The sequence below is a fragment of the Nocardiopsis sp. JB363 genome (assembly GCF_900143625.1).
Classification (GTDB): Bacteria; Actinomycetota; Actinomycetes; order Streptosporangiales; family Streptosporangiaceae; genus Nocardiopsis.
Genome location: NZ_FRFF01000072.1, coordinates 1 through 15,677, shown reverse-complemented (window position 1 = coordinate 15,677; position 15,677 = coordinate 1). Strand labels below are relative to the sequence as shown.

The 15,677-nt window shown below is 70.1% G+C and carries 14 protein-coding genes; 11 read left to right on the top strand and 3 right to left on the bottom strand.

All coding sequences use genetic code 11. From position 1 onward, the window contains the following. Window positions 1-36 precede the first annotated feature (36 nt). The 10 genes from argH to BQ8420_RS10820 all read left to right on the top strand — a co-directional run bounded on the left by argH (window position 37) and on the right by BQ8420_RS10820 (window position 11,578). Window positions 37-1,455 (top strand): argininosuccinate lyase, encoded by a 1,419-nt coding sequence (argH, locus tag BQ8420_RS10865; RefSeq protein WP_087097968.1) that lies wholly within the window; start codon window positions 37-39, stop codon window positions 1,453-1,455. 261 nt (window positions 1,456-1,716) lie between these two features. Beyond that, on the top strand, window positions 1,717-4,236 hold the full coding sequence (locus tag BQ8420_RS10860; protein WP_087097967.1) for a nitrate- and nitrite sensing domain-containing protein: 2,520 nt from the start codon (window positions 1,717-1,719) through the stop codon (window positions 4,234-4,236). A gap of 1 nt (window position 4,237) precedes the next feature. Next, window positions 4,238-4,672 (top strand): roadblock/LC7 domain-containing protein, encoded by a 435-nt coding sequence (locus BQ8420_RS10855; RefSeq protein WP_087097965.1) that lies wholly within the window; start codon window positions 4,238-4,240, stop codon window positions 4,670-4,672. Next, entirely contained in the window at window positions 4,669-5,142 is a 474-nt protein-coding gene (locus tag BQ8420_RS10850) for a DUF742 domain-containing protein (RefSeq protein ID WP_087097963.1), read from the top strand. Before BQ8420_RS10855 ends, BQ8420_RS10850 begins: the two co-directional genes overlap by 4 nt. Next, entirely contained in the window at window positions 5,123-5,725 is a 603-nt protein-coding gene (locus BQ8420_RS10845; protein ID WP_087097961.1) for an ATP/GTP-binding protein, read from the top strand. Before BQ8420_RS10850 ends, BQ8420_RS10845 begins: the two co-directional genes overlap by 20 nt. Window positions 5,726-5,874: 149 nt before the next feature. After that, window positions 5,875-6,792, top strand: coding sequence for a sirohydrochlorin chelatase (locus BQ8420_RS10840; protein WP_087097959.1), 918 nt, complete (start codon window positions 5,875-5,877; stop codon window positions 6,790-6,792). Between the two features lie 274 nt (window positions 6,793-7,066). After that, entirely contained in the window at window positions 7,067-9,232 is a 2,166-nt protein-coding gene (locus BQ8420_RS10835; RefSeq protein WP_087097957.1) for a nitrate- and nitrite sensing domain-containing protein, read from the top strand. Further along, window positions 9,222-9,668: a DUF742 domain-containing protein gene (locus BQ8420_RS10830; RefSeq protein WP_087097955.1), complete on the top strand. Its 447-nt coding sequence runs from the start codon at window positions 9,222-9,224 to the stop codon at window positions 9,666-9,668. Before BQ8420_RS10835 ends, BQ8420_RS10830 begins: the two co-directional genes overlap by 11 nt. 57 nt (window positions 9,669-9,725) lie before the next feature. After that, window positions 9,726-10,955, top strand: coding sequence for an L-2-hydroxyglutarate oxidase (gene lhgO, locus BQ8420_RS10825; RefSeq protein ID WP_087097953.1), 1,230 nt, complete (start codon window positions 9,726-9,728; stop codon window positions 10,953-10,955). A gap of 116 nt (window positions 10,956-11,071) precedes the next feature. After that, complete coding sequence (locus BQ8420_RS10820) at window positions 11,072-11,578, top strand: hypothetical protein (RefSeq protein WP_087097951.1); 507 nt, start codon at window positions 11,072-11,074, stop codon at window positions 11,576-11,578. Here the strand turns inward: BQ8420_RS10820 and BQ8420_RS10815 are convergent. The 3 genes from BQ8420_RS10815 to BQ8420_RS10805 form a co-directional block, all read right to left on the bottom strand. Further along, on the bottom strand, window positions 11,575-12,285 hold the full coding sequence (locus BQ8420_RS10815; protein ID WP_087097949.1) for an HNH endonuclease family protein: 711 nt from the start codon (window positions 12,283-12,285) through the stop codon (window positions 11,575-11,577). The two genes, BQ8420_RS10820 and BQ8420_RS10815, sit on opposite strands and share 4 nt — an antisense overlap. A 90-nt stretch (window positions 12,286-12,375) precedes the next feature. Next, entirely contained in the window at window positions 12,376-12,957 is a 582-nt protein-coding gene (locus BQ8420_RS10810) for a TetR/AcrR family transcriptional regulator (protein ID WP_087097948.1), read from the bottom strand. Then, complete coding sequence (locus tag BQ8420_RS10805) at window positions 12,950-13,759, bottom strand: alpha/beta fold hydrolase (protein ID WP_087097946.1); 810 nt, start codon at window positions 13,757-13,759, stop codon at window positions 12,950-12,952. The genes BQ8420_RS10810 and BQ8420_RS10805 overlap by 8 nt, the downstream gene beginning before the upstream one ends. Window positions 13,760-13,929: 170 nt before the next feature. Here BQ8420_RS10805 and tyrS point away from each other — a divergent pair, with 170 nt between their 5' ends. Next, entirely contained in the window at window positions 13,930-15,228 is a 1,299-nt protein-coding gene (gene tyrS, locus BQ8420_RS10800; RefSeq protein ID WP_087097944.1) for a tyrosine--tRNA ligase, read from the top strand. Window positions 15,229-15,677 lie beyond the last annotated feature (449 nt).

Sequence of the window (15,677 nt, the reverse complement as noted above, 5' to 3'; positions counted from 1 at the left end):
ACCGTCCACACCGACCGAACACTCAAGGAGAACACCATGGCCGACCAGCCCGAGGCCCTGCGCCTGTGGGGCGGCCGCTTCGAGGGCGGACCGGACCAGGCTTTGGCCCGCCTGTCGCTGAGCACCCACTTCGACTGGCGGCTGGCCCGCCACGACATCGCGGGATCGCGCGCCCACGCCCGCGCCCTGCACCGCGCCGGGCTGCTCGACGCCGACGAACTCGACCGCATGATCGAGGGACTCGACCGGTTGGAGGTCGACGTGGCCTCAGAGGAGTTCACCCCCGTCCTGGAGGACGAGGACGTGCACACCGCGCTCGAACGCGGCTTCATCGAGCGGGTCGGCACCGAACTCGGCGGACGGCTGCGCGCGGGACGCTCCCGCAACGACCAGATCGCCACCCTGGTCCGCATGTACCTGCGCGAGGAGGCCCGCTCCATCGCCGACGCCCTGCTGGACCTGGTGCGCGCCCTCGCCGACCAGGCCGGCGCCCACCCCGACGCCGCCATGCCCGGCCGCACGCACCTGCAGCACGCCCAGCCGGTACTGCTCGGCCACCAGCTGATGGCGCACGCCTGGCCGCTGGTCCGTGACGTCGAACGGCTCCGGGACTGGGACCGTCGCGCCGCCGTCTCCGCCTACGGGTCCGGTGCGCTGGCCGGTTCCTCCCTCGGACTGGACCCGGAGGAGGTCGCCACCGAACTCGGGTTCCCCGACTCCGTGGAGAACTCCATCGACGGCACCGCCGCACGTGACGTCGTCGCCGAGTTCGCGTTCGTCACCGCGATGATCGGCGTGGACCTGTCCCGCCTGTCCGAGGAGATCATCCTCTGGGCCACCAAGGAGTTCTCCTTCATCACCCTCGACGACGCCTTCTCCACGGGTTCGTCGATCATGCCGCAGAAGAAGAACCCCGACGTCGCCGAGCTGGCCCGCGGCAAGGCCGGTCGCCTCATCGGTGACCTCACCGGCCTGCTCACCACCCTCAAGGGTCTGCCGTTGGCCTACAACCGGGACCTACAGGAGGACAAGGAGCCGGTCTTCGACGCCGTGGACAACCTCCACCTGCTGTTGCCCGCCATGACCGGCATGGTCGCCACCCTGACCTTCCACACCGACCGGATGGCCGAACTCGCCCCGCAGGGCTTCTCCCTGGCCACCGACATCGCCGAGTGGCTGGTCCGCGAAGGGGTGCCCTTCCGGGACGCCCACGAGATCGCGGGCGGTTGCGTGCGCGTGTGCGAGGAACGCGGCACCGACCTGCCCGACCTGACCGACGCCGACTTCGCCGCGATCTCCGAACACCTCACCCCGGCCGTCCGCGAGGTCCTCACCGTCCCCGGTTCCCTCGCCTCCCGCTCGGGCAAGGGCGGCACCGCCCCGGTCCGGGTCGCCGAGCAATTGGAACGGCTGCGCTCCGCCATCGAGGAACACCGCAAGGGCTTCGTCTCCTGAGAGGACAGGGCGCGCGTCCACCGGGACGCGCGCCCACGCGCGTTCGTGAGGCCGCCCCTGACGACCGCATCACCCGAGGTGGCACGGTTTCCACGACCGATGTGGAATTCCCCGTACGCCGCCGGGGGGAGTGCGATAGCGTCCTGACACTGCGGGCACCACGCGTGTTCCCCTCTGCGCACAACGTGATCATCGGCGCGGGAACCGCCACTCCGACGCGTGCTGTTCGGTGCCCGCGGCCATGGCCGGGGGAGGAGCACAGTGGGACAGTTCGCAGGTCCGGGGTCCGGGATCAGAACACAGCTCAACCGCATCGTGCTGATCCCCGGCATCACCTTCCTCGTGCTGTTCTTGGTGCTCAGCTCGGCCACCCTCGCCCAGGCGGTCTCCCTGCGCTCCTCGGTCACCGACGGCCGGGCCGCCGCCGAACTCACCACCGCGCTCACCGCGCTCCAACACGAACGACGGGTGAGCGCCCAATACCTCGCCCGTCCCGACGCGGACCGCCGCGGCGTGTGGGCCGCGGCGGCGGGGGAGACCGACACCGCCCTGGAGGGGGTGCGCGAGGTCTGGGACATCCTCGAAGGCGACCCCGAGAACCCGGACCCGCGCGCGAGCGCCTTCCAGGAGTCCCTCTCGGCGGTCGAGGAGACGCGCGCCGCCGACCTCGTCGAACCGGGGGAGGCCGAGGACACCATGCGGGTGTACACCGAGGCCGCGCGGCTGGGAGTCCGCCTCTACGAGCACTCCGTCCGCGGACTCGACGACGGCCCCGCCGCCCTCGAAGCCGCGACCACCGGGGACCTGCTCTGGGCCCAGGAGGGATTCGCCCACGCCGACGCCGTCGTCAGCGGGGTGTTGACCGAAGGCGACCTGGACCCGGGCCGCCGGGCCGACCTCGCCTCCCTGAACGGGGAGGTGTCCGGTCGCCTGGAAGCCTTGGCCGCGTCCGAGGGTGAGGGCTCCGACGAGGTCGCCGAACTCCTGGACTCGGCGTCCTGGGTGCGGGCGACGGAGATCGCCGGCACCCTCGCCCACCACGAGGGCACGGTCGAGATCGACCCCCTCACCGGTGAACGGGTCCACGATCGTTCCGTCCCCACGGGACTCGGCGATTGGCGTGCCTCGGCCGATCGGATCGAGCAGGTCCTGGCCGCCACGGCCGCGGAACGCGCGGACGCCGTGGTCGAGGCCACCGAATCGTCCAGTTCCTGGATGTTCACCCTCGCCGTGGGCGGAGGCATCACCTCGCTGTTCGCCGGCACCGTCGCCTACGGTGTCGCGGCACGTTCGGCCGGCCGGCTCACCCACCGCCTGGCCACCCTCCGGGCCCAGACCCTGGCCATGGCCCGCACCGACCTGCCCAGGATCGTGCGCCGCCTGGAGGCCGGAGAACCGGTGGACCTGGACACCGAGATGAAACAGCTCGACCACGGCGGCGACGAGGTCGGTCAGGTCGCCGACGCCTTCAACACCGCCCAACGCACCGCCGTGGCCGCCGCCGTCAAGCAGGCCGACATCCGGGCCGGGGTCAACCGGGTCTTCCTCGGAATCGCCCATCGCAACCAGTCGCTGGTCCAACGCCAACTCCAGCTCCTGGACCGGGTCGAACGCGAGGAGGAGGATCCCGACCTGCTCGAAAGCCTCTTCCAGCTCGACCACCTGGCCACGCGTGGACGTCGGCACGCCGAGAACCTCATCATCCTGGGCGGGGGTCGGCCGGGCCGGCGCTGGCGCCACCCCGTGCCTCTCGTCGACATCCTGCGCGGCGCCATCTCCGAGACCGACGAGTACGCCCGCGTCGAACTCACCTCCGCGCCCGAGCTGTCCCTGGTGGGGTCCGTCGTGGCCGACGTCATCCACCTGCTCGCCGAACTGGTGGAGAACGCCACCGCCTACTCACCGCCGCACACCGACGTCACCATCGATACCGGCACCGTCCCCAAGGGCGTGGCGATCGAGATCGAGGATCGCGGCCTGGGCATGACCGAGGAGGTACTGCGCGAGGCCGAGCGCACCCTCGCCCACGCCCACGAGTTCGACATGATGACCCCCGGGACCGACGGTCGACTCGGCCTGTTCGTGGTGGCCCGCCTGGCGCGCAAATACGACATCGGGGTGCAGTTGCGCCCCTCGCCCTACGGGGGCACCAGGGCCGTCGTACTGATCCCGGGCGACCTGGTGGCCTCCGGCCCCTCGCACGACCTGGCCGGGATCACCGCCCTGGCCCGGTCCGGCGCGAACGGATCCGGCGGTCCCGAGGCGGAGCCCGACGCCGCCGATCTGCTCGCCACCGAGGCGGGGACCAGGCCCGGACGCCCGATCCTGCGGCCGGTGCCCGAACACCACGAGGAAGTCGCTCCCCGCGCCGGGGAGGAACTCACCCGGCCGCCCACGCTCCGCCAGGTCCCCCACCCGCAAAGCGGGAACGCGCCACTGCCCCGACGGAACGCGAGGCGTGCCACAGGCGAGGGACCGGAGCGGCAGGACGACCGGGTGTCGCAGATCGAATCCGCGAGGGTCGGCGCGGGCCCCGACCGGGAGGGACTGCCTCGACGTCGTAAGCAGGCCAGCCTGGCGCCACGGCTCCGGGACAGTGCCCCCGCCGAGTCCGCGTCGGCGACACAGCGCAGCCCGGAACAGGCACGCCGCATGATGAACGCCTTCAGTGCCGGAACTCGACGCGGTCGGGCCGAGGACCTCGGCGCCGACGGTCTCGGACACGGAAGCGAAGACCAGGTCGGTGCAGCTGCCGACGACCACACGGGAGAGAGCGACTGAGATGGTGGGCAAGAGCAAGGCTGCGGACAACCTGGACTGGCTCCTCGACGACCTGGTGGACCGTGTCGTCGGCGCCGGTCACGCGATCGTGTTGTCGGCCGACGGACTACTGCTCGGCCGATCCCGGGACCTCGGCGCCGAGGACGCCGAACACCTATCGGCCCTGGCCTCGGCCTTTCAAAGCCTGGCACGGGGCACCGGGCGGCACTTCGGCGGCGGAGACGTCCGACAGACCGTGGTGGAGATGGAGCACTCCTACCTGTTCGTCACCGCCGCGGGCGAGGGCGCCTGCCTGGCGGTGCTGGCGACCGAGGACGCGGACGTCGGACTGGTCGCCTACGAAATGAACCTCCGGGTCAAGCGGGTCGGCCAATTCCTCACCGCCGCGCCCCGCCGTCCAGGGCAACTCACGTCCACGGGAGGTGCCGGCTCATGAGCGCCGCACATGAACGGCGAGGTGCGCGGGGGCGGGGACCGTTCCACGGTCGAGACCGCACCCGGCACTGGGGGAGAGGCCACCCCACCTCCGAAGGTCCCACCTCGGGTGCGCGTCCGGGGGACGCTCCCGCCGGTCCGTTGGTGCGTCCCTACACCATCACCAAGGGCCGCACCCGGCCTCCCACCGAGGGCGGGCGGCTGGACATGATCACGATCGTGATGGCGGTGGGTGATCACGACGGGCGCCCTCAAGACCCCGAACGTCAGGAAATCCTCGACCTGTGTCGTCGCCCGATCTCGGTCGCGGAGGTCTCCGCGCGCCTGGACATCCCCCTGACCGTCGTCAGGGTCCTCTTGGGTGACCTGATCGCCCAGGGCGACGTCCGGACCCGGGCGGACACGCCCATGACCAAGCTTCCCGAGAAGAAAGTGCTTCAGGCGGTACTCGATGGCATCCGCAGACTCTGAAAACCGGCCGGACGCCCAAGAGGCGATCCCGCAGGCAGTCAAGATCATCGTCGCCGGAGGGTTCGGCGCAGGCAAGACCACCTTGGTCGGCGCCGTCAGCGAGATCACCCCTCTCAGCACCGAGGAGGTGATGACCGAGGCGGGCTACGGCGTGGACGACCTCTCCGGGGTGGAGTCCAAGTCCACCACCACGGTCGCTCTGGACTTCGGCCGCATCACCATCGACCAGGACGTCGTCCTCTACCTCTTCGGCACACCCGGCCAGGACCGCTTCTGGTTCATGTGGGACGAACTCGCCGAAGGCGCGTTGGGCGCCGTGGTCCTGGCCGACACCCGCAGACTCGACACCTGTTTCCACGCCGTCGACTTCTTCGAACGCCGCGAGGTTCCCTTCGTGGTGGCGGTCAACCGCTTCGACGGCGCCACCTCCTATGAGACCGAGGAGGTGCGCGAAGCCCTCGACGTCCCGGCACACGTACCGGTGCTGATGTCGGACGCGCGTCAACGCGCCTCGGCCAAGGAGGTCCTCGTCCGTCTGGTGACCCACGTCATCGAGGGCCGCCGGCCCGCCTTGAGCGGCTGACCGGGGCGCCCCCGGGCAACGAGAGGGGGCCGAACCGGTATACGTTCAGGGTGAACGCCCCTGAATGTGGTGTTGAACGCTACAATGTCGCCGCAGTCACCCCTGCTTTGTTCATGCGCACCCATCCGCCCTCTCGTCTGAATCCTGGTATGCGAAACTCTGACCGACTTCCCCCACGTGAACTGCCCAAGCGGCGCTCTGGACGTCACCGCAACCCGTTGTCCTTCGATAACTGGTTCGGTACCCCCGCTCTGATCATGGCGGTGCCGGGCACGGCCGAACAGGCCCTGGGGGCCGACGGTGAGTCGATCGGCGCCCGGATGGCCGACCTCGTTCGGGCCTACCGCCCCGAGGTCACCATCCGCTACGGACACATCGAGGGCGACCGTCAGACCCTGACCGAGGCCCTCACCGACCTGCGCGACGGAGACGACCGGCCGCTCGCCGGTGTGGTGGTCCCGCTGGTCACCGCCCCGCACCTGGCCACCAGCAACGCGATCGAGACCGCGGTCTCCGAGACCGATGCCAACGTCCGGGTGACCGAAGGACTCGGCCCGCACCCGATGCTCGCCGAGGTCCTCCACCTTCGCCTGGCCGAGGCCGGGTACGTCCGCGCCGACCGGATGCGACTCATCAGCGTCACCGCCCGCAACACGACCATGGCCGACGGCGTCGTCGTCGGTGCCGTCGGCGGGGAGGGGGCCGTGGGCGCCGCCGGTGTGACCGCGGTTCTGCTCGCGGCCCGCCTGGGCCTGACCGTTCTGCCCGCCGACCTGGAGAACGAGGCCTCGATGGAACAGGTCATGGGCCAGTTGCATCAGGGCGGCAGTCGGCGTCCCGTCATCGCGCCCAGTGCCCTGGGGCCGGAGTTCCCGGCAGAGCGCCTGGCGGACCTCGCCGAGCGCTTCGGGGCCCGACCGGGCACATCGATGGGCTCCGACAGCCTGCTCGGCAAGATCGCGGCCCTGCGTTACGCCGAGGTGCTCAACTCCCTGGGGGTGGAACAGCCCCCGACCGCCGAGGAACTGCCCGCGCCGGTGGGTTCCCGACACCGCCCCGAGGCCTGAGGGCGCGACACGCCCATGGCCTGAGGGTTCCAGAACAGGACCGCCCGGAGATCCAGGCGGTCCTGTTCTGTTCCCATCCGCCGTGACCTGGGTGTTCATCCGGGGGTTCCGGTCCACCTAACACGTTTCGGACCGGTTTTCGCACCTGCATGGATAACTGTTTGTGATTATTCGGCAACGTACGGCAATGTTTTTTCGATAGCCTCGGCAGGACCGAAAGCCGCCGCGGCACCTCCACGGAATGCCCCGGCACCCGCACGGGCCGGAGGGGGCCATGCGCAGAAACCACGCGTCCACCCGGACGATCCGCGGGCAACTCACCCGCATCGTGTTGATCCCGAGCCTGTGTTTCCTCGCGCTCTGGTTGATCATCGCCACCGTCGGCGCGGTCCAGTCCGCCCGGTTCGTGGGCGACATCGGACAGACACGCCAGGGGACCGAGGTCCTGTCCGCGGCGGCCGAAGAGTTGCGCACCGAACGCCGACTGTCCGTCGTGCACCTGGGTGCCCAGGACGCCGGTGACACCTCCACCGTCCGGGAAGCGCTCGACCAACAGCGCGGCCGCACCGACGAGGCCCTGGAGAGCGCGGTCGATCTGTCCGCGGGCTTCGAGGACCGAGACGGTGAGGTCCGTCGCGGCGCCGCCGAGATCACCGAGGCCACCGAGGGCCTCGCCATGCTGCGCGAATCGGTCGACGCCCCCTCCGGAGCCCGCGAGGAGATCCTGGTCGGTTACGGCGCCCTCGTTGAAACCCTCCAGAGCACCTCCGTCGCCCTGGTCCACTCCACCGGAGTGGGGGAGAACCTCACCGACGCCGTCCTCACCCGTGAACTCCTCAACGCGTACGAGGACTATTCGACCGCCGACGCTCTCCTGGCCGGGGCCATCGCCGCCGGTCGGATGGGCTACGAGGAGACGGCCCACTTCACCTATCTCACCGCCTCCTACCGGGCCACCTTCGACGGCGCCATCCACGGCATGCACCCCGAGGTGAGCCGTGACCACGAGGCGATCACCGAAGGCGCCGCCTGGACCGAGACCGAACGGCTCAGCCGACGCGTGGTCACCCGCCCCCCGGTCGCCGAAGGCGTCGACGAGGTCGACGGCGGACCGTTGAGCGAGTGGAACTCCTCCGTGGAGGTGGGTGCGGCCGAGTGGGACGCCTCCTCCACCGACTCCGTCGAGGCCTTGGGCGAGCTGACCCGGTCCCAGACCGAAAGGACCGTCGACCTGGCCTGGAGCGCCGCCGTCCTCGAAATCTGGATGTACGCCGCCGGGGCCGCCATCACCCTTCTCGGGGGCGCGACCGCCATCGCCCTGGTCGGTCGCTCCTCCCGCCGCCTCAGCGAACGCCTCTCCGGGCTGCGCGAGCAGATCATGGAACGGGACGCGGACCTGCCCGACATCGTCGAGCGCGCCCAACTGGGTCACAAGGTCGACGTCATCGACGAACTGCCGCCCCTGGACGAGCAAGGGGACGACGAGATCGGTCAGGTCGCCGAGGCCTTCGACAGCGCCCAGATCACCGCGGTGGAGGCCGCCGTCCGCCAAGCGGAGATCCGTCGCGGCGCCAACCGGGCCTTCCTCGGCATCGCCTTTCGCAATCAGACCCTTGTCCAGCGCCAACTGCGCCTGCTCGACGAGATCGAGTACAACGAACAGGATCCCCACGCCCTGCGCCGTCTCTTCCGCCTGGACCACCTGGCCACGCGGGCACGCCGCTACGCCGACAACCTCATCATCCTCGGTGGCGGGCAGTCCGCCCGGCGCTGGCGCCAACCCCGCCCCGTGGTGGACGTGCTGCGCGCGGCCATCGCCGAGACCGAGGACTTCGAACGGGTCCGCCTCACCTCCGCGCCCCGTGTCCTCATGCACGGGCAGGCCGTCGCCGACATCGTCCACCTGCTGGCCGAACTCGTCGAGAACGCCGCCCAGTTCTCCCCGGCGGGAACCCCGGTGGACGTCGGCTGCGCCCCGGCCCCCGAAGGGCTGTTGGTGGAGATCGAGGACCGGGGCCTGGGCATGTCCGAACAGGGGTACGCGGCCGCTGAGCGGACCCTCACCAGGCCCCCGGAATTCGACGTGATGGCGCTGCCCGACGACCCGCGCCTGGGTCTGTTCGTCGTGGCCCGCCTCGCCGAACGCCACGGCATCAGGGTCTGGCTCCACCCCTCGCCCTACGGGGGGACCCGAGCGACCGCCCTGATCCCCGACGGCCTGCTCGAACCCGTCGACAACCCGCTCACCGTCTCCGGTCCCGTGAACGGGCACGCCGGCAACGGGGTCGGGGCCTCCGCTCCCCAGGGGCCGCCCGTCCACTCCGGGCCGCAATGGACCGTGGGCGCTTCGGGCCCACAGAGCCACCTCGGTCCGTCCGGCCCCCACGGGATCGCGCCGCTCCCGACCCAGACGCCACCAGGAGGACGCAGTGAACGCTGAGGGCCGGCACGCCCGCCGTCCGGAAAGAGACGCCTTCGACCACACCGGGACCTTCTCCCGAGGTCGGGACACCGAGGAAGCCGCGGAGAACGAACGGTTCCTCCGCCCCTACGCCATCGACGCGGGTTTCGGGGAACCGGACATCCCGCCTGAGAACGGGCCGGCCGATCTCGACCTGCTCTCCCTGGTCGTGGCCGCCAGAACCCCGAGTCCGAAGGAGGGGCTCAGACCCGAGCGCGAAGCCATCCTCGCCCACGCCCTGAGCGCCCGGACCATCGCAGAACTCGTCGCCGAGGTCGGCCTTCCGGTCGGCCAGGTCCGCACCATGGTCGCCGCCATGGTCGCTGAGGGAGCCCTCCAACGCTGTGGTCCCTCACGGCCCCTGGAACGCCAGGACATCCTGCACGCCGTCCTCGTCGGACTGCACTCCCTGTAACACCCGCCTCCGGCACCCGCTCCCATCGCTCCACCACCGTGTTGCTAGCGTGCGCCCATGCGCAGCACCGAACACATCGGCATCATCGGAGCGGGCATCGTCGGACTGGCCTTGGCCCGCCACATCACCCTCCACCGCCCCGGCACCCGGGTCACCGTCCTGGAGAAGGAGAACCGGGTCGCCGCGCACCAGACCGGACACAACAGCGGCGTCGTCCACGCCGGCCTCTACTACCGGCCCGGGTCCCTCAAAGCCACCCTCTGCCGCCGAGGCGTCGGAATGCTCCGCGAGTACTGCGCCGAGCACGACCTGCCCTACCGCGAGGCCGGCAAGCTCCTGGTCGCCGTCAACGCCGAAGACGAGGCCCGCCTCGACGACATCGAGGAAAGGGCCAAGGAGAACGGCGTCCCCGACGTCACGCGCCTGGGCCCCGACGGCATCCGCGACATCGAACCCCACGCGGTGGGCCTGGCGGGGCTCCACTCGCCCACCACCGCCATCACGGACTTCGTCGCCGTCGCCGAACAGCTCGCCGACGACGTCCGCAGGGGAGGGGGACGGGTACTGCTCAACACCCCTGTGCTGGACCTGCGGCAAGACGACGATGGTGCCGAGGTCCTCACCGGAGACCCCCAAGGCGAGCGGATCATCCACCGTTTCGATCGGCTCGTGCTCTGCGGTGGTCTGCACAGCGACCGACTCGCGCGCATGGCCGGGGCCGACCCCGACCCCCGTGTCGTCCCCTTCCGGGGGCACTACCACGAGATCGTCCCCGAACGCCGGGACCTGGTCCGCGGCCTCCTGTACCCGGTGCCCGACCCGCGCTACCCCTTCCTCGGCGTGCACCTGACCCGCCACGTCCACGGCGAGGTCATGGCCGGGCCGAACGCGATCCTGGCCACCGCGCTGGAGGGATATCGCGCCCGCGATCTGCGCGCCCGTGAACTCGGCCGGACCCTGGCCTGGCCCGGTTTCTGGCGGCTGGCCCGTCGACACTGGACGGTGGGTGCGCGCGAGACGGTCGTTTCGGCGTCCCGAGCGGTGTTCGCGGCGCAGGCGCGCCGGTTGCTGCCCGAGATCACCACCGCCGACCTGCGCCCCGCCCCCGCCGGGGTGCGCGCCCAGGCACTCGGCCGGGACGGTTCCCTGCTGGACGACTTCCACGTGGACACACACGGGCGGGTGGTGTGCGTGCGCAACGCGCCCTCACCCGCGGCGACCTCCTCCCTCGCGATCGCCGAGTTCCTCTACGACTCGCACGTGGCCGGGCACCGACCCTCTCACTAGGGTGTGTCGGACCGGAGTTATCCACAGGTTCGAGGACACCCTGGTACCGGGCCGCCGCCGCGCCGACGATGGAAAGGGTGGCGCGGGAGGGTCCCGTGGTCACCGGTGGAGGCGCAATGTCCCTGACCAGGTGGGCCCCGACGGTCCTGGCCGTCGTACTCGCACTCGTGCTCACCGCGGCCGCACCGGCCGCAGGACCCCGAGGAGGACCCTTGGACGGATTCACCGTCACGCACCTGCCCGACCCGGTCGGGCCGCAGGCCTCGGCCGCCGACTTCACCTACGAGTGGGAGGACGTGGCCTTCACCTCAAGGGTCTGGGAACAGGCCAAGGAGAGCGGCGGATTCCAGGTGGTGCTCCAGGTCCTGGTGCTGCGCGGCGACGAACTCGTCGACCTGGCCGCGGTCCGGGCCTTCCTCGCCCGCTACCACGAACGCGACCCCGACGACTGGGAGCTCACCGACCTGACCCGGGACGACGGCGCTCCCGGACTGTACGGCGACACCGAGGCCTTCTGGGTCCCGGGCGAAGGCGTCGCGGTGGAGGTCCGCGACGCCTCGGGGCTCGTGGGAGAGGAGGGACTGCTCGCCACCGCCAGGGGAGTGGTCCCGGCCGATCTCTAGCAGCTCTCCAGCACCTCGCGCACCGCGGTCTCCTCATCCGGGTCCATGCTCAGATCCCACTCGTGCTTGACCTCGATCCACGAGACCACGTAGTCGCAGTGCGACGACTCCAGCGGCGGCAGCCAGTCCGACGGGTCGGCGTCGCCCTTGGAACGGTTGGTCGAGGCGCTCACGGCCCACAGTTGGGTGGTGTCCAGGTCGTTGGCGAACTGCCCGCGGTCCTCGGTCGACCATTCGTGGGCGCCCGACCGCCACCCCTCCTTCAGAGCGACCATGTGGTCGATGTCGAGATCCGAGGCGTCGTCGAAGGTCTCACCGTCGTAGGGGCTGAACCAGCTGCCGGAGGTCGGCCGGCAATCCTCGTCGGTCCGCACACCCTCGCCGTCGCGTTCCAGCACCACCTCGCGCGTCGTGCAGCCGTCCTCTTCGCTCCAGTGCGGGAACAACGACCGGTCGTAGCCGCCGGGGTCGCTCTCCTCCTCGACACGGATCTCCTCGACGCGTTCACGGGCCTGGTCGAGGTCGGAGGCCGAGATGTTACCGGGAGCGCCCTGTGGCTCGGTGGAGGTACCGTCGCCCTCCAGATCGATCACCCCCATCTGCTGCAACACGAAGACGGCGACCACGACCACGCCGACCAACGCGCTGATGACGGCCGCCGACTTGGACTTCGGCTTTCGGCCCCCGGGAGAGGACTGCTTCGACATGCGGGAGACTCCAACATCTGTGCTCCCCGACCAGCGGAGAGAAGGTAACGGATACTCCAAGCTTGGACCATCGAAGAGTCCCGGAGAACCTCAGGCCCTGTCCGCCTCGGGCCATTGTTCGAGGATCCGGACGAAGCCGTCCACCAGCAGCGCGTAGCTCTCGTCGAGGCTTTCCGGCATCTGGAACCCGCCGTGCGTCTCCAGGTCGATGAACCCGTGCAGGGCACTGCGCAGAGCCCGGATGACGTGCACCGCGCGGTCCTGCGGAATGTCGAACCCCCGAAGGATCGAGGCGATGACCTCGACCGGGCGGGCGAACGCCGCGTAGGTCTCGGCGTCCTCCGGTGACGGGGCCTCCCGCTGTAGCGCCGTGTAACGCCCGGGGTGCGCGTGCGCGTACACCCGGAACGTCGTGAAGAGAGCGCGTACGGCGGCACCACGGGAGAGCCCGACCGCGGCCGCGCGCAGCCGTTCGGTCAAGTCGTCCACGGCCCCCAACGCCACCCGGCGGCGCAGCTCGGCCAACCCCGGGACGTGTTTGTAGAGGCTGGGTGTGGCCACCCCCAGCCGTTTGGCCACAGCGGCCAGCGAGAGCGCCTCGAACCCTCGCTCGTCGCACAGCCGGGAGGCCTCGGTGACGACCACCTCCGGGGTCAGGCCGGCTCTAGGCATCGGCGACCGCCCGCTCGATCAGGTCCACCAGGACGGGGGCGACCACGTCCGGTCGCTGAGCCTGGGCGTAGTGACCGCAGTCGGGCACCATCACGAGCCGGCCGCCCACCACGGAGGAGACCCAGCGCGCCTCGGCTCCCGGGTCCTTCCAATCGGGGTCCCCCTCGCCCATGATGACGACCGCCTCGGCGATCATCCCGTCGGTGGAGTCGACGGTCTCGTTGGACGCGTTGATCGTCGCCGCGATCGCCCGGAAGCGGTCCGCTGGACGCAGCATCCGCAGGACTCGCTCCTTCTGTTCGTCGTGGCCCTCCGGGGTGCGCCCGACGTGCAGTCGGTCGTACCAGAAGGTGAGGGCCCACGGCGCCCAGGGGCGGGTGAGCAGGATCCGCATCATGGCCCGCGTCGGCAGACCGAGGGAGGGCTGTCGCAGGAACGGACCCAGCAGGGCGATGCCGGCGACCAGGTCCGGTCGATCGATGGCGGCGATCGTCACCGCGGCGGCGCCCATGGAATTGCCGACCATGATCACTCGCTCCCCGCCCAGTTCCTCGGCCAGGGCGATCGCGTCGGACGAGGCCGCGCGGCTGTCGTGGGCGGTGAAGGTGATGTCGCTGTCCCCGTGGCCGCGCAGGTCCATGACGGCGACCCTGTACCCGGCGGCGGCCAGGGCCCGGCCGACGAAGCGGAAGGACGCGCGGTGGTCGAACATGCCGGGAACGCAGACCACGAGGGTCCCGTCGCCGTCCCCCTCGTACAGGTCGTAGGCGATGCGTCCCTCGGGCCGCGATAGCTGGTGCATGGCCGGTGCTCCTCCATGTTGGTTATGGGTATTAGCTTAAAAGCTAATGCTATTAGCTTCAGCGGTCAAGGGCGCACCGAACGGAAATTCGGGTGAGGCACCCGGTGCGCCGACCTAGACTGCTAAGCAGATCGGGCCGTGGGCCCACCTATCCGACAGAGAGCTACACAGTGATCGACATCATCGACGAACTCCAGTGGCGCGGACTCATCGCGCAGACGACCGACCTTGACGCACTCCGCAAGGCGCTGGCCGATGGTCCGATCACCCTCTATTGCGGCTTCGACCCGACCGCGGGGAGCCTGCACGTCGGCCACCTCATCCAAGCGCTCACCCTGGCCCGCTTCCAGAGGGCCGGGCACCGCCCCCTCGCCCTCGTGGGCGGGGGCACCGGTCTCATCGGAGACCCCAAGCCCAGTGCCGAGCGGCAGATGAACTCCGTGGAGACGGTCCAGGGCTGGGTCCGCAACCTCGCCGGCCAGCTGTCGTCCTTCCTGCGATTCACGCCGGAGGGGGAGCGGCCCGCCCCCACCGACGCGATCCTGGCGAACAACGGGGACTGGCTCGGCGAGATCAACGCCATCGAGCTGCTCCGCGACGTCGGCAAGCACTTCAGCATCAACCAGATGCTGGCCCGCGAGACGGTCAAGAGTCGTCTCGACGGGGAGGGCATGAGCTACACCGAGTTCAGCTACGTGCTGCTCCAGTCCTACGACTACGTGCAGCTCTACCGGCGCTACGGCTGTGTCCTGCAGACCGGCGGATCCGACCAGTGGGGCAACATCACCGCCGGTCTCGACCTGGTCCGTCGGATGGAGGGCAACGAGCCGCACGGCCCCGCGCACGCCCTCACCACGAACCTGCTGACCAAGGCCGACGGCACCAAGTTCGGCAAGACCGAGTCCGGCACCGTCTGGCTCGACCCCGAACTCACCTCGCCGTACGCCTTCTACCAGTTCTGGTTCAACGCGGACGACCGCGACGTCGCCCGCTACCTCAAGGTGTTCACCTTCCTGTCCCAGGAGGAGCTCGCCGACCTGGAGCGCCAGACCGAGGAGCGTCCCCAGGCCCGTGCCGCCCAGCGCACTCTCGCCGAGCAGCTCACCACGCTGGTTCATGGCGAGGAGGAGACCCGCAAGGTCAAGGAGGCCAGCCTGGCCCTCTTCGGCCGTGCCGATCTCTCCGAGCTGGACGCGCGCACCCTGGACTCCGCACTGTCCGAGGTGCCCAAGACCGAGGTGGAGGGGCAGGTCACCGACCTGCTCGTCACCGACCTGTTCGCCCAGAGCGGGCTGACCCCGAGCAAGTCCGCGGCCCGCCGGGCGATCCAGGAGGGTGGCGCGTACGTGAACAACGTCAAGGTCACCGACGTCGAGGCCAAGCTGTCCGCCGACGACGTGCTCCAGGACCGCTTCGTCGTCCTGCGCAAGGGCAAGCGCAACGTCGGCGGCGTCGTCCTGCGCGGGTGAGGGCGATCCGCTCACAGAGGGGCCGATCTCCGAGTGGAGGTCGGCCCCTTCCTCGTCCCGAGGAAAACCCGGGTTTGGGTCGGGTACGAACAGGGCATGATGCCGATGTTCGACAACAGCCGACGTGACCACGCGGACCCGGTGTGAGGATCGCGCACGTCAGGGGCCTTGAGAAGCCGCCCGAACCGGGGCGACCGAGGCCCGGATCGCCGCGAAGGCATCCGATCCGGGTCCTGACTTGACGTCTGCCCCCGAGACCCCTAAACTCGTAAGAGTCGCTGCGGGACGGCGAACGTACGAACCTCAGGGTTCACGTTCAGAACCGGGCCGCGATCACAGACATCCTCTTCACAGCAACCTGGTTCGAGCGGTGCTCGGAGCATGTAAACTTCGAAGAGTCGCTTCAAAAGCCCAGCGGAAACGCAAAGCAGAAGAAGCACAACGGGGGC

Coding starts and splice junctions, on each gene's coding strand:
- BQ8420_RS10855 (WP_087097965.1), top strand. CDS start 4,238: ATGGTGGGCAAGAGCAAGGCTGCGGACAACCTGGACTGGCTCCTCGAC.
- BQ8420_RS10810 (WP_087097948.1), bottom strand. CDS start 12,957: ATGCCTAGAGCCGGCCTGACCCCGGAGGTGGTCGTCACCGAGGCCTCC.
- BQ8420_RS10815 (WP_087097949.1), bottom strand. CDS start 12,285: ATGTCGAAGCAGTCCTCTCCCGGGGGCCGAAAGCCGAAGTCCAAGTCG.
- BQ8420_RS10820 (WP_087097951.1), top strand. CDS start 11,072: ATGTCCCTGACCAGGTGGGCCCCGACGGTCCTGGCCGTCGTACTCGCA.
- BQ8420_RS10845 (WP_087097961.1), top strand. CDS start 5,123: ATGGCATCCGCAGACTCTGAAAACCGGCCGGACGCCCAAGAGGCGATC.
- BQ8420_RS10840 (WP_087097959.1), top strand. CDS start 5,875: ATGCGAAACTCTGACCGACTTCCCCCACGTGAACTGCCCAAGCGGCGC.
- BQ8420_RS10805 (WP_087097946.1), bottom strand. CDS start 13,759: ATGCACCAGCTATCGCGGCCCGAGGGACGCATCGCCTACGACCTGTAC.
- argH (WP_087097968.1), top strand. CDS start 37: ATGGCCGACCAGCCCGAGGCCCTGCGCCTGTGGGGCGGCCGCTTCGAG.
- BQ8420_RS10835 (WP_087097957.1), top strand. CDS start 7,067: ATGCGCAGAAACCACGCGTCCACCCGGACGATCCGCGGGCAACTCACC.
- lhgO (WP_087097953.1), top strand. CDS start 9,726: ATGCGCAGCACCGAACACATCGGCATCATCGGAGCGGGCATCGTCGGA.
- BQ8420_RS10850 (WP_087097963.1), top strand. CDS start 4,669: ATGAGCGCCGCACATGAACGGCGAGGTGCGCGGGGGCGGGGACCGTTC.